Below are 24,277 nucleotides of genomic sequence, written 5' to 3'. Positions count from 1 at the left end.
GCTATTTCTCCGCTTGCAGATAGATCGTGGCCAGCGGCGGTAGGGTCAGGCGCAGGCGTTGTGCGTGCCCGTGCATGCCCATCGGCTCGGTCGCCAGGCGACCGCTGTTGCCGAGGTTGCTGCCACCGTAATGGGCACTGTCGGTGTTGAGGATTTCGCGCCAGCCGCCGGCACGCGGCACGCCGACGCAATAGTCGTGGTGCGGTTGCGGAGTGAGGTTGCTCACCGCCAGCAAGGGTGCGCCGCCCTCGGGATCGTGGCGGATGAACGCCAGCACGCTGTTGCGCGCGTCGTCGGCCACGCTCCAGTCGAAGCCGTCGGCACGATGCGTGCCGCGATACAGTGCCGGCACCCGTCGCAATGCGGCATTGAGATCGCCGACCAGTTGCTGCACGCCGCGATGCGCGGCCCCGTCGAGCAGATGCCAGTCCAGCGACTGATCGTGATTCCAGTCGTTCCACTGGCCGAATTCGGCGCCCATGAACAGCAGTTTGTCGCCCGGATGCGCCCACATCAGCGCCAGATACGCGCGCAGGTTGGCAAAGCGCCGCCAGTCGTCGCCAGGCATCTGACCGAGCAGGCCACCGGTGCCGTGCACCACTTCGTCGTGCGAGATCGGCAGCACGAAACGCTCGGAGAACGCGTACACCAGACCGAAGGTGAGCTGGCTATGGTGCTGCGCGCGCTCGGCCGGATCGCGCTGCATATAGTGCAGCGTGTCGTGCATCCAGCCCATGTTCCATTTGTGGGTGAAGCCCAGGCCACCCTCGCTGATCGGCGCGGTCACGCCTGGCCAGGCGGTGGACTCTTCGGCGATGGTCAGTACACCGGGGAAGCGCGCGGCAATCTCGCTGTTGAGCTGGCGCAGGAAGGCAACGGCTTCCAGATTCTCGCGGCCGCCATGCGCGTTGGGCACCCACTCGCCTTCGGCACGGCCATAGTCGCGATACAGCATCGAGGCCACTGCGTCCACGCGCAGGCCGTCCAGATGGTAGTGGTCGATCCACTCCAGCGCGCTGCCCAGCAGGTAGGCGGTCACTTCGGGCCGGCCGTAGTTGTAGATCAGCGTATTCCAGTCGCGATGCATGCCCTCGCGCGGGTCGGCATGCTCGTACACCGCCGCGCCGTCGAACTGCGCCAGGCCGTGGGCGTCATCGGGAAAGTGCGCGCTGACCCAGTCCAGGATCACGCCGATGCCGGCGCGATGACAGGCGTCGACGAACTGGGCAAAGCCGTCCGGGCTGCCGTGGCGCGCCGTCGGCGCATACAGCCCCAGCGGTTGGTAGCCCCAGGAGCCGCCGAATGGATGTTCGGTGATCGGCAGCAACTCGATATGGGTGAAGCCGAGCTGCTGCACATAGGGAATCAGCTGTGCGGCCAGCCCCGGCCAGTCCAGCGGCTGGTTGTGCCCATCGCGTCGCCAGGACGCGGCGTGCACTTCATAGATGGACAGCGGCGCCGGCGCGGCACGGGCATCGCGCGCGGCCATCCAGGCCGCGTCGGTCCAGCCGAACGCTGCCGCGCCCGGCACCACCGAGGCGGTGGCCGGCGGCAATTCGCTCTGGCGCGCCACCGGGTCGGCCTTGAGCAAGACGCGGCCATCGGCAGCGGTGATGGCGTACTTGTAACGCGTGCCGGCTTCCACGCGCGGCAGGAACAGCTCCCAGAACCCACCGATGCGCTGGCGCATCGGATGCCGGCGTACGTCCCAGCCGTTGAAATCGCCCACCACCGCCACGCGCTGCGCATGCGGCGCCCACACCGCAAAGCGCACCCCCGGCACATCGTCGCAGCGCAGGTGCCGGGCACCCAGGGCGCAACGCAAGGCCTGGCCGTCGCCGGCAGCGATCTGCAGCAGGATGGATTCGTCCAGCGTGGCAGCAAAGGCGTAAGGGTCTTCGATCTCCTGCACCACGTCCGGCCACACGATGCGCAGCCGATACGGTCCTTCGACCGCCAGCACGCCCTCGAACACGCCATCGACCGGGCCGGCCTGCATGCGCGCCAGCAACTTGCCGCGCGGATCGATCAGGCCCATGGCCTCGGCACCGGGCGCCAACACGCGCACCAGACGGCGGCCGTCGGCCTGGACATGCGGGCCCAGGACCGCGAATGCATCGGCAGGCAGGCCAGCGGCCAGCGCCTGCACGCTCTGCGCTGAATCCGAGATCCCGTCCATGGTCACCGCCGTCGTTTCCGTCTCCTGCCCCTGCACGCCCAGCCGTTCGCTCATGACACCGTCGCAAGCGCGGGAGCGGTTGCGGCGGTGCGTTCGTACAGCGAGAGGTACTTCTTGCCCGCCACATCCCAGCCACTGGGACGCAACATCGCCGCGCGGCGCATCGCCGACAGCAGGCTGGGCAGGCGGAAGGTACGGAATGCGCGCTCCAGGCAACGGCGCAAGGCCTCGGCGCTGGCGTGCTGGAACAGGAAACCGGTGACGCCGTCATCCACCGTGTCGATCAGGCCGCCGGTGGCGTGCGCGATCGGCAGGCAGCCAAAGCGCTGCGCGTACATCTGGCTCAGGCCGCACGGCTCGAAGCGCGACGGCATCAGCAGGAAGTCGGCACCGGCAAACATGCGCCGCGCCAGGCCTTCCTCGAAACCGATGAAGGCACCCACCTGGCCGGGATAGCGCCGGGTCAGCTCGGCGACCTGCTGCTCGATCTCCGGCTCGCCGCCGCCGATCACCGCGATCTGGCCGCCGGCGGCCACGATCTGCGGGGCGACTTCGCAAATCAGGTCCAGGCCCTTCTGGTGCACCAGCCGCGACACCACCGCAAACAGCGGGCCGGTGCTCTCGCGCAGCCCGAAGGCCTTGCGCACCTGCGCGGCGTTGGCCTGCCGGCCCTGCCACTGATTCACGCTGAAGTGCGTGTCCAGATATTCGTCGGTGCGCGGGTCCCAGCTGGCGTCGATGCCGTTGACGATGCCGGTCAGCGCGCCCTTGGCGGCGCGACCGGCCAGCAGGCGGTCCAGGCCACAGCCCTGCGCCGGGCCGGTGATCTGCTGGGCATAGCTGACGCTGACCGTGTTGACGTGGTCGGCATGCACGATGCCGCCACGCAGGAACGACATCTGCCCGTAGAACTCCAGCTCGGCCACGCGCTCGGCGGGGATGCCCAGCGCAGCGGCCATCGAATACGGCACCAGGCCCTGGTAGGCCAGGTTATGGATGGTCAACAGGCACGGCGTGGTGCCGCCGGACCAGCGCACATAGGCGGCAGCCAGCGCGCACGGCCAGTCGTTGAGGTGCAGCAGGCGCGGCTTCCAGCCCAGCCCGGCGTGGCCGGCGGCGATCTGCGCGGCGGCATGCGACAAGGTGGCAAAGCGGATCGCGTTGTCTTCGAACTCCGACCCGCTGGTGCTCACATAAGGCGACCCGTCACGCTCGAACAATTCCTTGGACAGCAGGATGTAGATCGGCAGGCCGTCCGATTGCACGATGCGGCCGATGTCGCAGGCCGGCAGTGCCGCATGCGCCAATACCCGGCCGACGATCTCTACCTTGCCCGCGCGCGCCAGCACTGCGCGGTAGCCGGGGATCAGTACCCGCACGTCGTAGCGATGGCGCAGCGCGCGCGGCAGCGCCGCCGCCACATCGCCCAGGCCGCCAGCCTTGATGAAGTCCGCCATCTCCGACACCACGAACAAGGCGCCGCGGGTATCGGCCGGCGACACCGGCAGACGTTCGTGATGGCGAATGAAGCGCCCGCGTGCATCGCGCGGCCGCCCGCTCTTCTTCAAAGTGGGGAGCAACGTACTGCGTTCAAAGCGTGCGGTAGTGGCGTGAAGCGGCATCATGGCAACCATCTAAACGTCCGTCGTAAAGTGGGTGGAGACGGAAAACAGCGAAGCGACAACCATCATCTGCCGATTCAGCCAGACGACCTGCTACGAATGAGGAGCGGGGCCAACGCGCGTACTCCACGTCGTCCTTGAGATGAATCTACACCCCGGGCAAATAAAATATGCGTGAATACGTGCTGACTTTTCTGCGACACCGACATTCCCTTGCGCATGGTCGCGTGTGCGTCCCGGCATAAGCGGCGCGTCGCCGTGTGATGACATCCCCGCCGTGGTGCGTGGTTGTTGAAACGCACCGGAAGCAGGCGCTGGCAGCGGCGCCTGCCAGTCCAGCCTGACTTGTTCAGCCACAGGTCGTCATCGCCTTTCAACCATCGCCGGCCATCGTGCGCGCAGGCTGGAACTGCGCAGACCTGTCCGGACCGCTTAAGCAAGACGCTTGCACGCCGATAACCAGCGGTAGCATCACGACTTTCCGAGACCCCGGCGCATGGCAGACCAGCCTGAACTTCCAAGCCGCCCACGTGGCGGGCTGCGCCGCCTGCTGCCCTGGGGTGGCGCGGACAGCGCACGCCCGGCCGCCGCCCTGCCCAGCGTGATCGGCGGCGGGCACGGCGGGCACGGCCTGGCCGCGCATCAGCTGGTGCCGGCCAAGAACAAGTCCGGCGCGCACGACCCGGCTGCCGCCACCGCCCTGCTGATGCGCCTGTTCTCGCATGCCGCGCACCCGGAGGCCTTGCTGCTGGCCTTTGCCGAGGGCATCACCAGCCTTCATGGCGAACTCGGCGACATGGGCGTGCGCCTGAGCGCGGCCTATGCGGCCGGCGACTGGCCCGGCTACGGCCGCGCCTTGCGGCAATTGATCGACAAGTACATCCGCACCATCGATACCGGCGACTCGCTGGCCGAAGGGCGCACCGAAGCCGAGCAGCTGCGCGACCTGCTGCGTCACGCACTGGGCAATGCCTTGGCCACGCTGCTGCAACGCAGCCCGGAGCTGGCCGAAGAAGCACAGACCCTGGCATCGGCGCTGCGCCACTGGCGCCCCGGCCATGAACTGATCACCCTGGACCAACGCTTGCGCGAACTGAGTCATCAGATCGGCCTGCGTGCCGAAGATGCCAGCGAACAGCAGAACCTGTTGCTGGGCCTGTTCGACCTGTTGCTGGAGAACGTGGGCGAACTGCTGGACGATCGCAGCTGGCTGCAGGGACAGATCTCGGTGGTGCGGCAGCTGATCTCCGGGCCGCTGGATGTCGGCTCGATCGAGCAGGCACGCGGCACCCTGCGCGAGGTCATCTACAAGCAGGGCCTGCTCAAGCAAGGCATTGCCGACTCCAAGACCGCCATGCGCGAGATGATGGTGTCCTTCGTCGACCGGCTCGATGGCATGGCCACCAGCACCGGCGAGTACCACGATCGCGTTGCCGGCTATTCGCAGGCGATCGGCGACGCTCGCAGCATTCCCGACCTCAATCGCCTGCTGCAGGACGTGTTGCAGGACACCGCCGGCGTGCAGGCGCAGGCGCTGGCCGCGCGCGACGAGCTGCTCGCCGCACGTCGCCAGGTCGAGGACGCCGAGCAGCGCATCGCCCTGCTGGAACAGGAACTCAAGGACGTGGCTGGCCTGGTGCGCGAAGACCAGCTGACCGGGGCGCTGAATCGCCGCGGCTTCGAAGAGCTGTTCCAGCGCGAAGCCGCCCGTACCCAGCGCGGCGGCCAACCCTTGTGCGTGGCGATGCTGGATCTGGACGACTTTCGCCGCCTCAACGAGACCCACGGCCATGCCGGCGGCGACGCCGCGCTGCGCCATACGGTGGACGTGGCCAAGTCGGTGCTGCGCACCACCGATGCCATCGCCCGCTTCGGCGGCGAGGAGTTCGTGTTGCTGTTGCCGGATTCCACCATCTTCGAAGCCAGTGCGGCGGTGATCCGCCTGCAGCGCGCGCTGGCGCAACGGTCGCTGTTGCACGACGACGTGCGACTGTTCGTCAGCTTCAGCGGCGGCGTGGCGCTGCGCCATCTCGACGAAACCCAGGACGATGTCATCCGCCGTGCCGACCGCGCCATGTACGAGGCCAAGTCGGCCGGCAAGAATCGCGTGGTCAGCGCCGACTGAGCGCAACCGTCGGCGGAACGCAGGGGGCATCTGCCCTGCCTGGAGCGGTGAAGGCCGCCGCCCGGTGCGCTCCTCGGCACAGGGTGGCGTGGCCGTGCAGGGCGGCGCCGTTGGCGCGGCGGCCCGAGCATAGCCGTGTCGACAGCGATTTCCGCCGGCTATGGCGTGCCGGCTGATCCAGCACGCGGGGCGATCACGTCGCGCCGGTGCGGGTACCAGCCCCACGCCCGGCCCGTCGCAGCGCGGATCAATGCGCCGCCGGCTTGCCGCGCAGCTTCTGGAACAGTATCACCGCGCCCAGCACGACCGCACCGGCAACCACGCCCACCAGCATGTTGCCCAACGCATCGACCAGCCAGCCCATGCCACCGGCAGACTTGGTCAGGTCCTGCACGGTGTGGTGCAGCGCCGGGATGTTGTGCACCAGGATGCCGCCGCCGACCAGGAACATCGCCAGCGTGCCGGCCACCGACAGGAACTTCATCAGCCACGGAGCGGCCACCAGGATGCCGCGCCCCAGCGCAGCCAGGGCAGCGCCCTTGTTGGTCAGGTACAAGCCCAGGTCGTCCAGCTTGACGATGGCCGCGACCAGGCCGTACACGCCGATGGTCATCGCCAGCGCGATCGCCACCAGCACTGCAACCTGCTGGCCGAACGACACTCCCGCCACCACGCCCAGCGACAGCACGATGATCTCCGCCGACAGGATGAAGTCGGTGCGGATCGCGCCCTTGACCTTGTCCTTTTCCAGCGCCACCACGTCCACTCTCTCGTCGGCCAGCGCGCGGGTGCGTTCGGCATGCCGCTGCGCTTCGTCTTCCTCGTTGTGCAGGAACTTGTGGGCCAGCTTCTCCACGCCCTCGAAGCACAGGTAGGCACCGCCGATCATCATCAGCGGCATCACCAGCGGCACGTTGTAACCGCGCCCGCGCAACCAGGCCTCCAGGGCGCTGATCGCCAGCGCCGCCGGCACCAGGATCACCTTGTTCATCAGCGACCCCTTGGCCACTGCCCACACCACCGGCAGCTCGCGGTCGGCAGTGACGCCGGTGACCTGCTGCGCATTGAGCGCCAGGTCGTCGCCAAGCACGCCGGCGGTCTTCTTGGCCGCGACCTTGGTCAGGATGGAAACGTCGTCCAGCAATGTGGCGATGTCGTCGAGCAGGGTGAACAGGCTGGCACCGGCCATGCGGGGGGTCCTTCGTGAGTGGCGGTGGATTCTCGCCGATCCTGCGCCGGTATGGGGTGATGGCAGGCCGTTGCCGGCTGTTGGCGACCGTTGCCGCGCGATGCCGCCGCCCGCCAGCCGGACGATCCGGCCGTGCCCGCCGGCCCTGGGCCGCGCACGGCAGCGCCTTGGCCACGTGGCTGGATTCACCGCCTGACGACCCGCCGCTGGCCACACTCGCCCCCTTGCACGACCGCCGGAGATGGCCTTGAGTCCGAACGACCCGTACCGCACACCGGCCCAGGCCGCGATCCCCGCCGACACCGGCGTGGTGGGCGGCATGAGCCGTCGCACGCAGATCCTGCGCCTGTTGCTGCGGTATCGCGGGTCGGGCGTATTCGCCGGCATGAATCTGGATCCGGCCGCGATCAACGAGTACGAAGTGCCCGCCGAAGGCACGCCCGACCAGTTCGTCTCCGACCTGGAGGCGCTCGGCCCCACCTTCGTCAAGCTTGGCCAGATGCTGTCCACGCGGCCGGACATCGTGCCGCCGGAGTTCGCCACGGCGCTGGAGCGCATGCAGGAGAACACCAGCTCGGTGCCGGTGGAGCGCATCCGCCAGATCATCGAGGAAGAACTCGGCGTGTCGGTCAACAAGGCGTTCTCGTTCTTCGACCCGGTGCCGCTGGGCTGCGCCTCGCTGGCGCAGGTGCACCGCGCCGCCCTGCGCGACGGCACCCCGGTGGCGATCAAGGTGCAAAAGCCCGAAGTCGCCGCCCAGGTCCGTTCGGACCTGGACGTGCTCAAGAGCTTTGCCACCGCCGCCGACCGCCTGACCGGCATCGGCCGGCGCGTGCGCTTTGCCGACTGGCTGGGCGAGTTCGGCAAGACCCTGCGCGCCGAGCTCAATTACGAAGACGAGGCCGAGACGCTGGCGCGCTTCGGCAAGCATCTGAAGCCATTTCCGCTGTTGTGGATTCCGCAACCGGTATGGGACCTGAGCAGCCGCAAGGTGCTGACCATGCAGCTGGCCGAAGGCGTGCGGGTGGACAAGATCTCCGGCCTGCGCCGCACCGAACAGCCGATGGACAACCTGGCCGCGGAGCTGGTCAAGGGCTACCTGGACCAGATGTTCGTGCATGGCGAGATCCATGCCGACCCGCATCCGGGCAACCTGCGCGTGCTGCAGGACGGGCGCCTGGCCATCTTCGACCTGGGAATGGTCGCGCATGTTCCCCCGCGCCTGCGCGAGCGCTTGCTCAAGCTGCTGTTCGCCGCCGTCGACGGCCGTGGCGAAGAAGTCGCCGAAGAGACCATTGCGCTCAGCACGCGCCTGGAGGATTACGACGAGGACCGCTACCAGCGCGAAACCGGGCAGATGATCGCCCGTTATGCCGCCCACGACACCACCTCCGAAGGCCGCGTGGTGCTGGATCTGGTGCGCATTGCCACCTCCAACGGCTTGCGCACGCCACCGGAGCTGAGCCTGCTCGGCAAGACCTTGTTGAACCTGGAAGGCGTGTGCCGCGCGCTGTCGCCGCACCTGGACACGCGCCGCATCGTCGAACGTCATCTGCAGCATGTGATGCGCGCGCGGCTGAAAAAGTCCCTGTCCGCCGCCAACCTGGCCAGCGAGGCGATGGAACTGCAGCACCTGGTGCGCGAAGGACCGCGCCGCATGTCCGAGATCCTGTCGCTGGCGGCGGAAAACCGCCTGCAGATGCGCGTCACCGGGCTGGAAGAATCGCATCTGATGGAAAGCCTGCAGAAGATCGCCAACCGCGTGGCGGCCGGCATCGTGACCGCGGCATTGATCATGGCCTCGGCACAGATGATGCGCATCGAAACCGGCTTGAAGCTGTGGGGCTACCCGGCCATCGCAATGGTGCTGTTCCTGCTCGGCGTGGTGCTGGGCCTGGGCATCGTGCTCAGCGCGCTGCTGTTCGACCGCCGTGTGCGTGCGCGCGAAGAACGCGGGCATCGATAGCACTCCAACAGACCCCACCTCCGCGTAGGAGCGCACCCGGGCGCGACATCGCTTGCCAAGACAGCCGCGCCAAGCTGTCAAAGCAGATCAGGCGGCGCGAGGTGATAGCGACGTCGCCTATCTGCGAGAGGCGCGCCAAATGCGCAATGCAGATAGCGCCGATTTCTGGCGAACGCCACCGCGACCAGGGGAGCGTCAACGCGTGCGATCCGCCACGCTGCGGCGATGGCTTAACGCGAACAAACATTTCAGTCAGCTTCGGCGCGGCATAGTCCGTCATCCGGGTGTCACATTGGGTGTGACGCACAGGACATGGCGAGCAAGGCGTCCGGTACGCGCTCGCATCATTCCCCCACGGACGCTGCCGCATGCATTGGATGTTGTTGTTTTCGCTGTTGCTCCTGCTTTGGCTCTTGGTCGCCTCGCCGCGTCTGGCGTGGTTGAAGGCTGGTCTGTTGTCGTTGCTGCTGCTGTTGCTCAGTGCCTGGGGCCTGGTGGATCGGCTCAGCGGCGATGGCATCAACGCCGCCACGCTGTATCACCTGCGCGCGGACATGGACGGTGCCGGCGTCAGCGATTTTTCCGCCTATATCGCCGTGTTTATCGGCATGGTGCTGCTGTCGCTCAGCCCGCTGGTGTTGCTGAAGGTGCGGCGTTTCCGTCGCCCGCGCGGAGGCAACGCGGTGTTTGGCGCCTTCGTGATGATGTTGCTGGTCAGCATCGCGGTCAGCCCCTTGTACCGCGACGGCAAGCGCCTGTACTACCAGTTGCGCCCCGTGGATTACGCCACCGTGGTGCCGGAATACCTGGTGCCGCAGCAGCCCTTGCAGAAGCGCAAGAACATCGTGTGGATCTACGGCGAGAGCCTGGAACGCACCTACTTCGATGAAAAGGTGTTTCCCGGCCTGATGCCGAACCTGCGCGCCCTGGCCAGCGAGGCAGTGGACGTACGCAACCTCACCTCCACCGAAGGCAGCGGCTGGACCATCGCCGGCATGGTCGCTTCGATGTGCGGCGTGCCGCTGACCACCGCGCCCGGCGATGAAAACAGCATGGGCCGCATGGGCCTGTTCCTGCCCGAAGCACGCTGCCTGGGCGACTATCTCAAGGATCAGGGCTACCGCAATCACTATGTCGGCGGTGCCGATGCCAGCTTTGCCGGCAAGGGCAGCTTTCTGTCCAGCCATGGTTTCGATGTGGTGCACGACGTCAGCTACTTCCGCGACAAGGGCGTGGCGCCCAAGCACTTTTCCGCCTGGGGGGTGCACGACGATGTGCTGCTGGACGATGCCTGGGACAGCTTCCAGACGCTGTCGCGCGCCGGCCAGCCGTTCATGCTCACCACGCTGACCATGGACACCCACCACCCCGCCGGCCATCTGCCGCTGGCCTGCAAGGGCCAGCACTACGACAGCGCACTGGGCGACATCGGGCTGCTGCATGCGATCAAGTGCAGCGACCGGCTGATCGGCGAGCTGGTCACGCGCATTCGCAACAGCCGCTACGGCAAGAACACCATCATCGTGATCGCCTCCGATCACCTGGCAATGCCCAACGATCTCAGCGACGTGCTCGCCAAGCAGAAGCGCGAGAACCTGCTGCTGTTCCTCGGCAAGGACATCGCTCCGCAACAAGTGGTCACGCGCGCGGGCAGCACGCTGGATTCGGGTGCAACGCTATTGCAGCTGCTGGAACCGGGCATGCGCACGCTGGGCTTTGGCCGCTCGCTGCTGGCCAGCGATGCGCCTCCCAGCGCCAGCGTGGCGGCCAGCCGCGACAGCGGCAAGGACTACCCGCGCTATCTCGCCTACGCGCGCACGCTGTGGACCGGGCGCAGCACACGCATGCTGCGCATCAATGGCAATGGCGATGTGGTGGTGGGCGTGCAACAGGTGCGCCCGCCGGTGCTGCTGGAATACGACGACGACACCAATCTCAAAACCGTCTATCTGGAAAACACCTCGCGCCAGTTCGATCGCACCCACACCGAGGGCACGCTGGCGTATGTGGATCGCTGCACGGCGTTCGAGGACGGTTCGGCCGATGGCGATTGGTGCGCATTGGTGGTCGACCGCCACCAGAGCATGAAGCTGTATCGCGATCCGGACCTGACCCGCGGCATCGCCGTGGACGCGCCGTTGGAGGCCAGCCAGCAAGGCCCGCGCCCCCGCGTGCGCCAGCCGATCATGCTTACGCAGACTGCCCGCAAGACCGAGGCCGGTCGTTACATGCTGGAGCTGTACGCCAAGCGCCGGCCGACGCGGGCCTTCTGGGTGGAAGCCGTCTCGTCAGAGCGCAAGGTGGTGCTGGCCCAGCAGTGGGTGGTGCCCGATGCGGCCGGTCGCATCCGCATGCCGGTGGGCCTGGAGCATGCGGTGGACGATCTGGAGATCCGTGCCTGGCTGGACTACACCGAAGATGTCAGCGTGGACGATCTGGCCCTGGTGAAACAGAGCCAGGTCGCGGATCGCTCCTGAGCCGGGCCATCGTCTCGGTCTCGGTCTCGGTCGAGGTATGTGGATGAGGTAAAGGCAAAGGCAAGGCCGAAGCATGCGATGTGCGGCCTGGCTGCAGGGCCCTTGCCCGCCCACCATCGCGGGACACGCCGCAAGTACGTCCCTGTAGGCTCTGGCGCGGCATCCATGCCGCTCAAGGTCCCGCGACGGTGAGCGGGCAAGGACCAGTCGAGACGGTCGGTGTGCACGGTAAGAGCGGCGCTGGATGCGTCGTACGCTCATGACGTATCGGCTCCATGTCTGATGCACACCGCACGACAGGCAGCTTTTCAAATGAGCGACGACCGACTGTCTGGTGCGGTGTCCTTGCCGGTTGCGGGACCGTGTGGCGGCATGGATGCCGCCACCGATCCCCCAGCGATGGGTTCACGGCATGTCCCGCAAGCGGTGAGGGCACCGCGCCCTCGACCCTGCGAGTTTTAGCTGCACCACCAATGCAGGACACGCCGCGCATCGTGCACGGGCCGGCTCAGTCTTCCGATGCCGGGGTGCCATCGCCCGGATCGCGCGCCACCGCAGCACCTGCACGGCTGAAGCGGATTTCCTGCGGCGATTGCAGCGCAATCCCTGCCGTTTCCATCCGCTGCAGCAACGCGAAGAACAGCTCGCTGCGCACCCCATACGAATCGCGCGGGCTGCGTACGTAGGCGAACGAATTGAAGTTGACGTGCCCGCCGGCCAGCGAATCGATGAACACCGAGGGTGCCGGGTCGGCCAGCACCTTGGTGTGCTCGGCGAACAGGTCCAGCAGCATGTTGCGCACCTTTGCCACGTCGGTTTCCAGCGGCACCGAGAACTGCAGTTGCACCCGGCCCATCGGGTTGGACAGCGTCATGTTGCGCACGCTCTTGGTGATCAATTCCGAGTTGGGCACGATCAGGGTGGAGCGGTCGCCGACCTGGATCTCGGTCGCACGCACGCTGATCTTGCGTACATCGCCCTCCTGATCGCCGATGCGTACCCAATCGCCGATCTTCACCGGCCGCTCGGCCAGCAGGATCAGACCCGACACGAAGTTCTGCGTGATCGCCTGCAGACCGAAACCGATACCCACCGACAACGCACTCAACACCAGCGCAAGCCGCTTCAGATCCAGGCCCAATGCGGTCAGGCCCCACACCACCACGATCAGCCAGCCCAGATAACGCGCCACGGTGCTGATGGAGTTACGCGCACCGTCATCGAGCTCGGTCTTGGGCAGATAGGTGTTGAGCAACCACTGCTGCACCACGTGCACCAGCCCCATGCCGAGCAGGAACACGCACAGCGCCCTGAACACGTCGCCCGGGGTGATCACCAGCTCCTTGCCGATGGTGATGCCGTGGGCGATGTTCTCCGCCCAGTCGGTGACCACGCTGATATTGGCGCCATACGGCGTCAGCAGCACCGCGATGCCCAGCAGCACCAGCAACACCCGTGTCGCGGCAGAGATCAGCAGCCCGAGCTGCACCAGGCGTCCGCTGCCGATGCTGAGCGCATGCGACAACGCTCGACTGAAACGGCCGTCCGGCTTGAACAGCCAGGTCATCAGATCGTCGGTAAAGACCACCAGCAGGCCGAGCAGACTGCACACCAGGGTGATCCAGATGATCTGCCGCTCCACGAACAAGGCCAGATTGAGATAACCGAACAGGGCTGCGATCAACGCGAAGATCACCGCCAGGTGACCCAGCAGGCGGATCAGCACGATGAAGCCGCCACCGCGCGTGACCACCGGCGGCGGCGCATCGCTGTCCGGATCGGCCACGCCGGCATTTGCCGCGTGCGCGCGCAAGGACAGGGTCAGCCCGGCCAGCGCCGACAGGATCAACCCCGCATACAGCAGCGCCGCCACCGCATCGGTGGCGGCGGTCAACGCCGGACTGCTGCCGGCCACCTCGTTGATCTTGATCGCCATGCCGCTGAACCAGATCACTGCCGCGGTGGCCAGGCAATGCACGCGCAGGCGGTCGACGGTGGCATCGTCCAGCGGGAACAGGCGCCAGCTGGGCTGGTGTTTCATCAACAGGCTGGCACTGAGCGAACCGACGAAGGCAGCCACCACGCTGATGGCGACAAACCCGGTCAGCAGCTGGTCCAGCTCATCGGGCAGCTCGCCGAGCGCGCGGATCCCTTCGACCAGCACGAATGCCGCAATCCCCAGGCTCAACGTGCCGACCAGCAGGAACCACAGGGCCAGCCCCGAGCGCCGCAGGCGTCCGCCGGGCGCACGCGAGGCCGCATAGCGACGCCCCAGGTGGCGCAGGAAGATGCGCAGCGGCAGTGCCAGCAGCAACGCGACCACGGCAGCGGTGATCAGCCCGCCCACGCCATTGGCCGCCACACCTGCCTGCACCAGCTGCACCGTCTTGTCGGACAATGCCTGCAGGCGGGCACGATCGTCCGGCCACTGCTGCCCGATCTGATGCCATAACGTCGGCGACAACGGCGAGGCCACCCGTGTGGAGAGCTGCACGCTGAAGCGTTGCACGCGCTCGCGTTCGAGCCGGTCGGCCAGGTCCTTGGCGTTGGAGGCCAGCAGCGTGGCCCGGATGAACTCGGCATTGAGCTGATCGCGCTCCTTGGTCAGCGCCTTGCGCTGTTTGACCAGGTCGGCCGGTTCGTTTTGCGCCGCGACACCAAGCCCCTCCAAGCGCCCGTTGAGCTCCTTGAGCGGTTGCTCCAGCGTGCGCACCAGATCCTGCGCCTGCCGCTGCGCGCCGGCGACGTCCTCGGTCAGCTTGCCCAGCTGCTCGGTATCGGCCTTCTCCATGCCCGCGTCGGCCTGGGTCAGCACCTTCTGCATGCTGTCGAGCTGCGTCTGCGCGGTCTCCAGCAGGGTGTCGTCGTCCTGCGCGATGGCGGCACCCACGCACACCATCCACAACGCGACCAGCAACAGCACACGCTGCAACACGCCGCGACGGGCACCCAGGGCAACTCGGAATTCGGACACAGGCAGACATCGGACAGGCGCACACCAGCGCGGTGCCGGCATCTTAATCCACTGCCCGCAGCCGGGCAGTTCGCCGCTGCCGTGAGGGTTCAGCCTGGCAGAGCTCGCCAGGCGTGACGGGTGCTGCGCGATTGGAGGCGCGTTGGCGATCGCGGTTACGGCGCCGGCCGCCGCAGCGGGTGCACCGCCGGGCCATCCCAACCTGTGCATGAACGCGGTGCAGCTTGTCACCTTGCGGCAACGGTGCGCTGTCGCAGAATCGAGTCACCGCTACGGCAGACGCAGCGGATGACCGCGAAGGAGACACTCTATGCAGATTCAGATCCAGACCGACAAGCACGTGCCGCATGACCCCTCTGTCGTGCAGCATGTCGAGAAGACCTGCTCCGCCCAGCTGGCGCATTTCGCCAGCGACATCACCCGCGTCGACGTGCATTTGCGCGATGAAAACGGCCAACGCGGCGGCGCAGCGGATCGAACCTGCAGCATCGAGGCGCACGTCGCCGGCCTGCCGCCGATCGCGGCCACCAATAGTGCCGAAACCACGGCCTCGGCCGTCACCGGCGCCGCGCGTAAGCTGCGCACCGCCATCGAACACGCACGTGGCAAGCAGCACGCCAAGGCCACCACACCGCCGCCGGACGTGCTCTGATCCGAGCCTGCGCAGGGCGGCGCTCCTCGCCCCCTGCCAAGCGGCGCATCGCTGGCATCACAGTGCAACGCCGCGTCGATACTCAGGCCGGCCTGCAACCCTGATCAGAAACGCCATCGGCCCGCTGCAGTGTCACTGCAGCGGGCCGATGGCGTTTTGCTTTTGCGTTGGAGCTGCTCGCCGCGCTGAGCCTGGACATGGTCGTGTTGCGACGTGGCTGTCGAAAGTGCCGCGGCCCATGCAGCGCGAAACGCTCGAGGGCCACCTGATCGTCCTCTTCGCCTCGACAGTAATTAATTGACCCGTCATCTATATTTCCACACACTATTTCGACTAGCGGCCGCGAGGCCACTCAATCGCAGGAGAAGAATGATGGGCAGACTGCAAGGCAAAGTCGCAATCGTCACCGGTGCCGCACAGGGCATGGGCGCGTCGCATGTGCGCAATTTCGTTGAAGAGGGTGCGCACGTTGTTTTCACTGACATCAATGCCGAGGGAGGGCATGCACTGGCCTCCGAGCTGGACAAGCGTGTTCGCTTCGTCCAGCAGGACGTCACGAGCTGGGACGCATGGCAGAACGTGGTGGCCGAAGCGGAAGCGGCATTCGGCAACGTCACGATTCTGGTCAACAATGCAGGGATCCTGGGCCCCATTGCCAAGACTGCGGACATCTCCGAAGAAGATTTCCTCAAGGTCTGTGCGATCAACCAGAATGCCGTTTACCTTGGCATGAAGGCGGTCATCCCCTCCATGCTGAAGGCGAAGGTGGGATCGATCGTCAATATTTCCTCGATCGCCGGAATGGCAGCCAATTACGGATTCCCGAGCCTGGCCTATGTCGGCAGCAAGTTCGCCGTGCGCGGAATGAGCAAGGCGACGGCAATCGAATATGGCGCAGACAACATCCGTGTGAACTCGGTCCACCCGGGCTTCATCCAGACCCCGATGATGGTGGAAGGGACGGACGAAAACGGCGGTGATGCCGTTGCCCAGATCCCACTAGGGCGCATCGCCAAGGCCAGCGAGGTCAGCAACCTGGTTCTGTTCCTGGCGTCCGACGAATCGTCCTACATCACCGGGCATGAGCATGTCGTCGATGGTGGATTGCTCGCCCAGTAAGCTTGCCCGTGTCAGACGCGTGGGGACTTCGCTGCCACGCCTGGTTCAACCGGCATCGTTCCCGGGCCCTGGCCTGCGGGATGACGTTGCCAAGGAGCGTGTGAGCAGCGAAGTGCACCGGCACATCAGGGGCGGCGACGTGGTGGCAGTGATGGAACGCTTGCGCCACCACCGTGACTGCCGCGCCGCCTCCGGTACGGCGTGGTAGCTGCACGGGTTTTGTTGGGCGGCGTCCAGCAATCGCGCGTCGAGATGCAAAATTTCAGAGCAATCCACCGTCAATTTGGCGTTGGACTATACTCATGCGGCACGGTCCAGGCCGGTTCGACAGGCCGTTGGTTCGCATTCGATGACAGGTGAAAAATCGCATGAAGAAAACGCTGATGTTCATGACATTTGCCACCTGCATCGGTGTCTTCGCAGGAATGAGTTCCGTCAACGTCGCACGTGCACAGCAGCGGGCCAGCCACGCCCCTGATCCGCTGCACGCCAAGGTGTTGGCACGTTACGAGGCGATTAACGTTAGCCTGGCCGAGGCGCGCAAGGCAGGCAAGCTGTCCAATGCCCAGGCTGCGGAGATCGAGAAGAAGCTCAGCTGGGTCCGCACCGATTCCGCAACGAGAGCGAAGCAGCAGGGATTCGTCAGCGCGGGTGAGAGCGCCAGCTACAACAGGACCCTGGACGAGGCCGAGCAGACAATTCGCCGTGGCACGAGTGGCAGCAAGCATTAGGTCCGCGGCGTCCTCCAGCATCGGGCGCCAGAGCAGTCAGTCGCCAGCAAGCGACGAAAGTACAGACGCTTGGACTGATCAGGTGGGTATGGGCCGGTACGCGGAATCAGCACGCGTCAGTCGTGCACGCCGGTTTCCGTGTACCGTCCGCATCCACCCTGACGAGCGCTTGTTACCTCTTGTCAGTCGCTCCTGGCGATAGTTCTCGCACGCACATTTCATACTGACCTGCTTACAGTCTGCTTCCGTAACGGGGCCGCACTGGCCTTCCATCTATCCCGACGTCAGCGTCCGAATTGGAGTGGTCATGAAGCTAGGTCTCTTGTCAGCGCTTGCGCTTTCACTTAGTGCGTGCACGGGCGCCCCCGTCGCCAAGGAACACAAGATCGACGATGGCGCCCTGCCCAGCGCAGAGGTCAAGGCATTCGAGCGTGCCCAGGCGCGTTATCACTACAAAGACGCGCGTTTTGAATGGGATGCCAGCAACTGCGCGGTGTATGAAGGGACTGCCCCGGACGGCAAGCGTCGACAGCAGCCGTTGACCAAAGAAGACGGCTCCCGTTTTTGTAGCGCCCCCTGACAGCCGAGTGCTTCCCGCCTTTCCGAGCGCCGCCGGTGATGCATCCAGCTCCACGGTCCTGCGCCTGCGCTTGTCCATCCTGCTCTTCACGACGGTCGCAGCACGGACGCACGACGAATCGATTGAACGGCGAGAAGCGGATGGGATTTAATTGATGCATCGACAACGGACCAGCGCTTCAATGCCTCGGCGCAGATCAAGCTAAGGTATCGGGCAAAACAGGCGAAACCCGGACGCGTCGTCCCGGACGCATCAGCAATGGGACTCACGGGATATGTCATTTCACGAAGGCGAAGATTGGCGAACGACGCTGACCTGGACCGTGCTGCCTGCCGGGCGCGCCTGGCAACGCGCAGCAGGAATCGCCCTGGCGCAACTGGGCGTTTCCCTGTCCATCGCGGCGGTTCTTCTTGTGATCGCCCGGCTGGGCGATGGTATCCGGCAGAAAGACGTGGCCGAGGAATCGGCGCTGGATCCGGCCGCCATTGCGCGATCGGTCACCCAACTCGAACGGGACGGTTTGCTGAAGCGGCGCAGGGACCTGTCCGATGGCCGCGCCAAAACCCTGCACCTGACCGAACGGGGTCGTGCGGTGTCGCTCAAACTGGGCGAGGCGCTCGACGGCCTGCGAAACGAACTGATCGCCGGCATGGACGACACCGAAGGGCGCATTGCGGTGCGCGTACTCCGTAACCTGGAGAGCCAATGCCTGGCATTCTCCGCTGGAGACCTTCATGCCGGAACGTCCGAGGCCTGACCGACCCCATGACATGTGGGTAAGGAGCGGGCTTTTGCGGGAGGCGGCCAGGTGCTTGCCAAGGAAGCGTCCCGAGGCAGCAGCTGATCAAGCGCTGCAGCGGTGCCTTACCGATGCGCCCGATGCACCGCTGCCCGAAGGTGTCGACCAGCGGTGATACGGCTGGGGAAAGCGCCCCCGGCTCTCGTGAGCCCGCCAACCCGCGTTTGCTCGGTCGAATCCACCAGCTGCACCCGGACCGCCCGCGTACGCACGTAGCGCGAATGCACGACTATCTGATCCTTCGCCATGAAGATGGACATTGTTCTTGCATTGAAATCATTTCAATGGGCCTTCCCGGATTTCGGCGGACCAGCAACAATAAACCCCCGATTTCTCGAGGGTTTATTGGCATCCCGGGACAAGCCTGGAACGTGAATTGGTGCGCCCGGAGGGATTCGAACCCCCGACCAATGGCTTCGGAAGCCACTACTCTATCCGGCTGAGCTACGAGCGCCTGGTCGGGCATTATGCCAGAACCGCCGCCGCGCGCGTGACCCCGCAGCGCAGGCCTGCCGAACGACCAGGCACCATTGCGTTGCCGACCTGGGTTCGCCCGGATGCCGCGCCCACTCCTGCCCGGCCTAGCGCGGCGTCGGGCAGCCGCCTGGGAGCCCGGACGATGCACTGCGCGATCACCGGCCAGCGCATGACCGCGGCCAGGCCGCACTGCTACCCTTTGCAGCATGAGCAAGCATGGTGTTGAACAGCTGCCGACAGCGCCCGCGCTGACCTGGCCGCAGCGACTGGGGCAGTATTGGAAGCTGGTCCGCGGCGATCGCCCGATCGGCAGCCTGTTGTTGCTGTGGCCCACCTGGTGGGCATTGTGGCTGGCTGCCGATGGCCTGCCGCCGCTGTGGACGCTGTTCGTGTTCACTGCCGGGGTCTGGCTGACCCGCTCGGCCGGCTGCGTGATCAACGACTACGCCGACCGCTGGCTGGACCCGCATGTGGAGCGCACCAAGTCGCGTCCGCTGGCCACCGGTGCGGTGTCCGGGCGCGAGGCGCTGTGGGTGTTCGTGGTGCTGATGCTGGTGGCGTTCGCGCTGGTGCTCACGCTCAACTGGCTGACCGTGGCGCTGAGCGTGCCGGGCGTGTTCCTGGCCGCCAGCTACCCCTATCTCAAACGCCATACCCACCTGCCCCAGGTCTATCTGGGCATGGCCTTCGGCTGGGGCATCCCGATGGCGTTCGCCGCGGTGCAGGGCAGCGTGCCATGGCTGGCCTGGCTGCTGTACGCGGCCAACATCCTGTGGGCGACGGCCTATGACACCTGGTACGCCATGGTCGACCGCGAGGACGACATCCGCATGGGCAGCAAGTCCACCGCCATCCTGTTCGGCAGGTTCGACCTGCTCGCGCAGGGCCTGCTGTATGCGTCGATGTTTGCGGCACTGGCACTGGTCGGCCTGCGTGCCGGTCTCGGCATCGCGTACCTGGCAGGGCTGGGCGTGGCCGCGCTGCTGGTGGCCTACGAATTCCGGCTCGCCCGCCACCGCGAACGCGGCCCCTGCTTCCGCGCCTTCCTGCACAACAACTGGGTGGGCCTGGCGATCTTCGTCGGCATCGCCGCCGCCCTGGCAATGCGCTGACCCGCAGACGGGCAAACCACCTCGGCTTAAGCCCCTCTCCCAGCGGAGAGGGTCGGGGTGAGGGTACGGGCGAAGCTCCATGGTGCAGCTCACAACCCGCAGCCCAGCCTCACGGCACCCGCGCGCACACCCACGCATCCACCCGCTGCACGCCGGCCCGACGCAAGGCCTGCGCCGCCGCATGCAGCGTCGCACCGGTGGTCATCACGTCATCCACCAGGGCAACATGCGCCGGCAACGTGCCACGCGCGACGAAGGCGCCGCGCAGGTTGCGCTGGCGCTCGGCCGCATCCAGCTCCGACTGCGGCGCGGTCGCGCGGACCCGGCGCAGCAAGGGCAGGCAGGGCAACCGCAGCGCGCGCCCGAGCGGTCTGGCCAGCTCCAGCGCCTGGTCGTAACCGCGCTGACGCAGGCGCTGCCGATGCAGACTCACCGGCACCAGTGCCTGCGGACGCGGCAGGCCCGCACACGCCTTGACCATCAACTCGCTGAGCAGACGCCCGGCGGCCAGATCCTGGCGAAACTTGAAACGCCGCAGCAGGCCATCCACCGGCCAGCGATAGGTGAAGCACGCATGCACGTGCTGCAGCGGCGGCCGATGCTGCAGGCATTGCCCGCACAGCAGCGCTTCATCGGAGGCGGACAACGGCGTTGCGCAGCACAGGCAGGCGCGCCCGTGATCGGGCAAGGCCGCGCGGCACCACGGGCAGAGATCGCCATCCGCAGTGCCGGCCTCGGCGCATACCAGGCACACGTTCGGCAGCAGCAGCCGCAACACCCGTCGCGACCAGCTGTAAACCGAATGCACCTCATCGAAGTTGACAGCCTCTCGCATGCTCACCAGACTGCCTGGCTTCCAAGCCGCTGACTGTCAGGAAACCCCGATGTCTGTTGTCGTACGCCATGACTGGGATCGCAACGAGCTGCAGGCGCTGTTCGATCTGCCGTTTCCGGAGCTGCTGCACCGCGCCGCCAGCGTGCATCGCGAACACTTCGATCCGGCGGAAGTGCAGGTCTCCACGCTGCTGTCAGTCAAGACCGGCGGCTGCCCGGAAGACTGCGCGTACTGCCCGCAGGCGCAGCGCTACGACACCGGCGTGACCGCGCAGAAGCTGATGGAGACCGAAGAGGTCGTCGCCAAGGCGCGGCAAGCCAAGGCCGCCGGCGCCTCGCGCTTCTGCATGGGCGCGGCCTGGCGCTCGCCCAAGGAGCGCGACATCCCCAAGGTCGCGGCGATGATCCGCGAGGTCAAGGCGATGGGGCTGGAGACCTGCGCCACGCTCGGCATGCTCGACGCCGGCCAGGCGCGCGCGCTCAAGGATGCGGGGCTGGACTACTACAACCACAATCTGGATACCGCGCCGGATTACTACGATTCGATCATCCACACCCGCCAGTATCAGGACCGCCTGAACACGCTGGAGCATGTGCGCGACGTCGGCCTGAAGACCTGCTGCGGCGGCATCGTCGGCATGGGCGAAACCCGCGAGCACCGTATCGGCCTGCTGCTGGCGCTGGCCACGCTGCCGGCGCATCCGGACTCGGTGCCGATCAACCAGCTGGTGCAGGTTGCCGGCACGCCGTTGCACGGCACCCAGCAGCTGGATCCGTTCGAATTCGTGCGCATGATCGCCGTGGCCCGCATCACGATGCCGCATTCGATGGTGCGCCTGTCCGCCGGCCGCGAAGCAATGAGCGACGAGCTGCAGGCGCTGTGCTTCCTGGCCGGTGCCAACTCGATCTTCTACGGCGAAAAACTGCTGACCACCGGCAACCCGGACACCGAACGCGACCAGGCCCTGTTCCAGCGCCTGGGCCTGCGCCCGATGCAGATCACCGTCGACGCCGCCGACCATGACCACCCGGGCACCGTGCATGCGGAGATCACCCGCAGCACGGCCTGCGAGCACGCTGCCTGACCGCGAAGCGAGCACCCGGCACCGATCGTCGGTGCCGGCTGGGCGCGCCGAGCGCGGCAGGCTACGCTAGCGCACCTTTCTGCCGCTGAACGCCCCCATGGCTCGCCCCGATCTGCACGAACGGATTTCGTCGCTGCGCACCTTGCGTGTGGCCCAGGAACGGGTGCGGGTACGGCGGCTGGTGGGCCGGCGCGATGGCGTGCGGCTGGAGATCGATGGCCGCTGGCTGACCGGCTTCTGCTCCAACGACTATCTGGGCCTGTCGCAGCAGTTCGAAGTGGTCGCTGCGTTGCAGGACGCCGCCGCGCGCGATGGCGCCGGCGCCACCGCCTCGCACCTGATCTGCGGCCACCACACCGCGCACGAAACGCTGGAGCGCGAGATCGCGCAGTGGCTGGGTTATCCGTCGGCCCTGCTGTTCGGCAGCGGCTTTGTCGCCAATCTGGCGGTGCAGCAGGCCCTGCTCAGCGAGGACGACGATGTCTGCGTGCAGGACCGGCTCAACCACGCCAGCCTGCTCGATGCCACGCGCCTGGCCGGCTGCCGGCTGCGCCGCTATCCGCACCTGGATGTGGAAGGCGCGATGCGTCAGCTCAAGGGCGCGCCCGAGGGCGCGGCGATGCTGGCCAGCGATGGCGTCTTCAGCATGGATGGCGATGTGGCCCCGCTGCGCGCGTTGAGCCTGGTGGCGCGCATGCAGCAGGCGCTGTTCTATGTCGACGACGCACACGGCGTGGGCGTGCTCGGCCCGCAGGGGCGCGGCTGCGTGGCCGATGCCGGACTGGGCGTGGCCGAGGTGCCGCTGCAGCTGGTGACCCTGGGCAAGGCGCTCGGTGGCTATGGCGCGGTCGTTGTCGGCGATGAAGCGCTGGTACGCCATCTGGCCGAAACCGCGCGCCCCTACATTTACACCACCGCGTTGCCGCCGGCGCAGGTCGCTGCAACCCTGGCGGCGGTGCGCCTGGCGCGTCGCGACGATTGGCGACGCGCCAAGCTGGTCGAGTCGATCGGCAGTTTCCGCGATGGCGCACGCCGGCACGGCTTCGAACTGATGGCCTCCGATACACCGATCCAGCCCTTGCTGTGCGGCGAAGAAGCCACGGTGATGGCAATGTCCGCCGCGCTGGAACAGGCCGGCTTCCTGGTTGGCGCGATTCGCCCGCCCACCGTGCCCGAAGGCAAGGCGCGTCTGCGTGTGACCCTGTCCGCGCTGCATACGCCGCAGCAGGTGCAGGCCTTGATCGAGGCCATCGTGCAGGCGCGCGATGTGGTCAGTCGGCAGCCACTGCGCGCGTCGGCCTGAAGGCGACGATCAAAACGCTTGCCCAGCAGCCGGGCAGCGCCGCCGGTGCTCGGGGTGGCACGGATCGCTCGACTGAAACCGCAGCGCTGCGCGCGCAATCCACACCCAGCTGACACCTGATGGAGCACTGGCGTTGCCACTGCCGCGATCAGGGTCATGTGCGCACGCAACGGAGCTGCGTCGGATCCCGGGGTCAACGCGCCACGTACAAGCGCCATGCGCCGACTCGGCACGGATCTGCGCGCACCGATTGTCCAATCGGCGACAATCCCCGCATGCATATCGATGTCATCGGCCACGGGCCTGCGCTGGTTCTTCTGCATGGTTGGGCGTTGCACGGCGGCGTGTTCGCGCCGCTGGTGGAACGCCTGGCCGCGCACCATCAACTGCATCTGGTGGACCTGCCCGGGCACGGTTTCAGCCGCGAGGACAGCACGCCGCTGGCGCTGCCGGACGTGGTCGCCGGCATCGCCGCGGCCACCCCGCCGGCGGTGTGGGTCGGCTGGTCGCTGGGCGGGCTGTTCGCACTGCATGCCGCAGCCACCCAGCCCAAGGTGCGCGGGCTGGCGATGATCGCGGCCACGCCGCGTTTTGTGCGTGGCCCCGAGTGGCCCGACGCGGTCGAGCGCGAGGTATTCGTGCAATTCGGCCAGGACCTGGCGCGCGATTATCGCGGCACGCTGGAGCGCTTTCTGGCGCTGGACACGCTGGGCTCGGCGCATGCCCGCGCCGAGTTGCGCAGCCTGCGCGAGACGCTGGTGGCGCGCGGCGAACCAGCCGCCGCAGCGTTGCAGCAAGGTCTTGGCCTGCTGGAGCGCACCGACCTGCGCCGCGCGCTGCCGCAGCTGACACGCCCCAGCCTGTGGATTGCCGGCCAGCGCGACCGGCTGGTGCCGGCGGCCGGCATGCAGGCCGCCGCGGCGCTGGCTCCGCACGCGCAGGCATTGACCATTGCCGGTGGCGGCCACGCACCGTTTCTTGGCCACGCCGACCAGGTCGCCGAGGCGCTGCAACGCTTCGTTGCGTCCGTGCCGTGAACCGATCGTCGATCAT

At 66.8% G+C, this 24,277-nt stretch carries 17 protein-coding genes and 1 tRNA gene; 12 read left to right on the top strand and 6 right to left on the bottom strand.

Going from position 1 to position 24,277, the window contains the following annotated elements; translation table 11 throughout:
• Position 1 precedes the first annotated feature (1 nt).
• Both EO174_RS12410 and glgA read right to left on the bottom strand, forming a co-directional pair.
• Positions 2-2,233: a 1,4-alpha-glucan branching enzyme gene (locus EO174_RS12410; RefSeq protein ID WP_126944673.1), complete on the bottom strand. Its 2,232-nt coding sequence runs from the start codon at positions 2,231-2,233 to the stop codon at positions 2-4.
• The gene (gene glgA, locus EO174_RS12405; protein WP_164739275.1) at positions 2,230-3,813 is read right to left on the bottom strand and encodes a glycogen synthase GlgA; all 1,584 of its coding nucleotides are present in this window, start codon (positions 3,811-3,813) and stop codon (positions 2,230-2,232) included. Before glgA ends, EO174_RS12410 begins: the two co-directional genes overlap by 4 nt.
• Before the next feature lie 484 nt (positions 3,814-4,297).
• Between glgA and EO174_RS12400 the strand changes: the two genes are divergently transcribed.
• Complete coding sequence (locus tag EO174_RS12400; protein ID WP_104585683.1) at positions 4,298-5,926, top strand: GGDEF domain-containing protein; 1,629 nt, start codon at positions 4,298-4,300, stop codon at positions 5,924-5,926.
• 247 nt (positions 5,927-6,173) lie between these two features.
• Here the strand turns inward: EO174_RS12400 and EO174_RS12395 are convergent, their stop codons facing one another.
• Positions 6,174-7,115, bottom strand: coding sequence for a DUF808 domain-containing protein (locus tag EO174_RS12395; RefSeq protein ID WP_126944670.1), 942 nt, complete (start codon positions 7,113-7,115; stop codon positions 6,174-6,176).
• Positions 7,116-7,356: 241 nt separating this feature from the next.
• Here EO174_RS12395 and EO174_RS12390 point away from each other — a divergent pair, with 241 nt between their 5' ends.
• Both EO174_RS12390 and EO174_RS12380 read left to right on the top strand, forming a co-directional pair.
• The gene (locus EO174_RS12390) at positions 7,357-9,081 is read left to right on the top strand and encodes an AarF/UbiB family protein (RefSeq protein WP_104585679.1); all 1,725 of its coding nucleotides are present in this window, start codon (positions 7,357-7,359) and stop codon (positions 9,079-9,081) included.
• Positions 9,082-9,449: 368 nt separating this feature from the next.
• Positions 9,450-11,558, top strand: a complete 2,109-nt coding sequence (locus EO174_RS12380) for a phosphoglycerol transferase I (protein ID WP_104649114.1) — start codon at positions 9,450-9,452, stop codon at positions 11,556-11,558.
• Positions 11,559-12,066: 508 nt separating this feature from the next.
• Here the strand turns inward: EO174_RS12380 and EO174_RS12370 are convergent.
• On the bottom strand, positions 12,067-14,490 hold the full coding sequence (locus EO174_RS12370; protein WP_164740192.1) for a DUF3772 domain-containing protein: 2,424 nt from the start codon (positions 14,488-14,490) through the stop codon (positions 12,067-12,069).
• A gap of 352 nt (positions 14,491-14,842) precedes the next feature.
• Here EO174_RS12370 and EO174_RS12365 point away from each other — a divergent pair, with 352 nt between their 5' ends.
• From EO174_RS12365 to EO174_RS12340, 5 genes are all read left to right on the top strand, one after another.
• Positions 14,843-15,184: an HPF/RaiA family ribosome-associated protein gene (locus tag EO174_RS12365; protein WP_104585671.1), complete on the top strand. Its 342-nt coding sequence runs from the start codon at positions 14,843-14,845 to the stop codon at positions 15,182-15,184.
• A 372-nt stretch (positions 15,185-15,556) separates the two neighbouring features.
• Entirely contained in the window at positions 15,557-16,303 is a 747-nt protein-coding gene (locus tag EO174_RS12360) for a glucose 1-dehydrogenase (RefSeq protein ID WP_115675749.1), read from the top strand.
• A 368-nt stretch (positions 16,304-16,671) separates the two neighbouring features.
• Positions 16,672-17,034 (top strand): hypothetical protein, encoded by a 363-nt coding sequence (locus tag EO174_RS12350; protein ID WP_126944661.1) that lies wholly within the window; start codon positions 16,672-16,674, stop codon positions 17,032-17,034.
• Positions 17,035-17,341: 307 nt separating this feature from the next.
• Entirely contained in the window at positions 17,342-17,614 is a 273-nt protein-coding gene (locus EO174_RS12345) for a hypothetical protein (RefSeq protein WP_119130321.1), read from the top strand.
• A gap of 274 nt (positions 17,615-17,888) precedes the next feature.
• On the top strand, positions 17,889-18,371 hold the full coding sequence (locus tag EO174_RS12340; RefSeq protein ID WP_104585666.1) for a MarR family winged helix-turn-helix transcriptional regulator: 483 nt from the start codon (positions 17,889-17,891) through the stop codon (positions 18,369-18,371).
• A gap of 419 nt (positions 18,372-18,790) precedes the next feature.
• Here the strand turns inward: EO174_RS12340 and EO174_RS12335 are convergent.
• Positions 18,791-18,867: transfer RNA gene (locus tag EO174_RS12335), tRNA-Arg, on the bottom strand.
• 229 nt (positions 18,868-19,096) lie between these two features.
• Here EO174_RS12335 and ubiA point away from each other — a divergent pair.
• A complete protein-coding gene (ubiA, locus tag EO174_RS12330; protein WP_104649108.1) occupies positions 19,097-20,002 on the top strand; it encodes a 4-hydroxybenzoate octaprenyltransferase in 906 nt (301 codons plus the stop codon).
• A gap of 109 nt (positions 20,003-20,111) precedes the next feature.
• On the opposite strand, the gene EO174_RS12325 is transcribed toward ubiA, so the two are convergent.
• Complete coding sequence (locus EO174_RS12325) at positions 20,112-20,837, bottom strand: ComF family protein (protein ID WP_206515068.1); 726 nt, start codon at positions 20,835-20,837, stop codon at positions 20,112-20,114.
• Positions 20,838-20,886: 49 nt separating this feature from the next.
• On the opposite strand from EO174_RS12325, the gene bioB reads away from it, so the two are divergent.
• The 3 genes from bioB (at position 20,887) to bioH (ending at position 24,261) form a co-directional block, all read left to right on the top strand.
• Positions 20,887-21,921 carry a biotin synthase BioB gene (bioB, locus tag EO174_RS12320; RefSeq protein WP_104649106.1) on the top strand — a complete coding sequence of 345 codons (1,035 nt, stop codon included), beginning with the start codon at positions 20,887-20,889 and terminating at the stop codon, positions 21,919-21,921.
• 97 nt (positions 21,922-22,018) lie between these two features.
• Positions 22,019-23,224 (top strand): 8-amino-7-oxononanoate synthase, encoded by a 1,206-nt coding sequence (bioF, locus tag EO174_RS12315; protein ID WP_104649105.1) that lies wholly within the window; start codon positions 22,019-22,021, stop codon positions 23,222-23,224.
• Positions 23,225-23,499: 275 nt separating this feature from the next.
• A complete protein-coding gene (gene bioH / locus EO174_RS12310) occupies positions 23,500-24,261 on the top strand; it encodes a pimeloyl-ACP methyl ester esterase BioH (protein ID WP_104585657.1) in 762 nt (253 codons plus the stop codon).
• Positions 24,262-24,277: the final 16 nt, after the last annotated feature.

Origin of the sequence: Xanthomonas sp. BRIP62418 (assembly GCF_003993495.1) — a bacterium.
GTDB lineage: Bacteria > Pseudomonadota > Gammaproteobacteria > Xanthomonadales > Xanthomonadaceae > Xanthomonas > Xanthomonas euroxanthea.
This window is presented reverse-complemented; position numbering and strand designations above follow the sequence as displayed.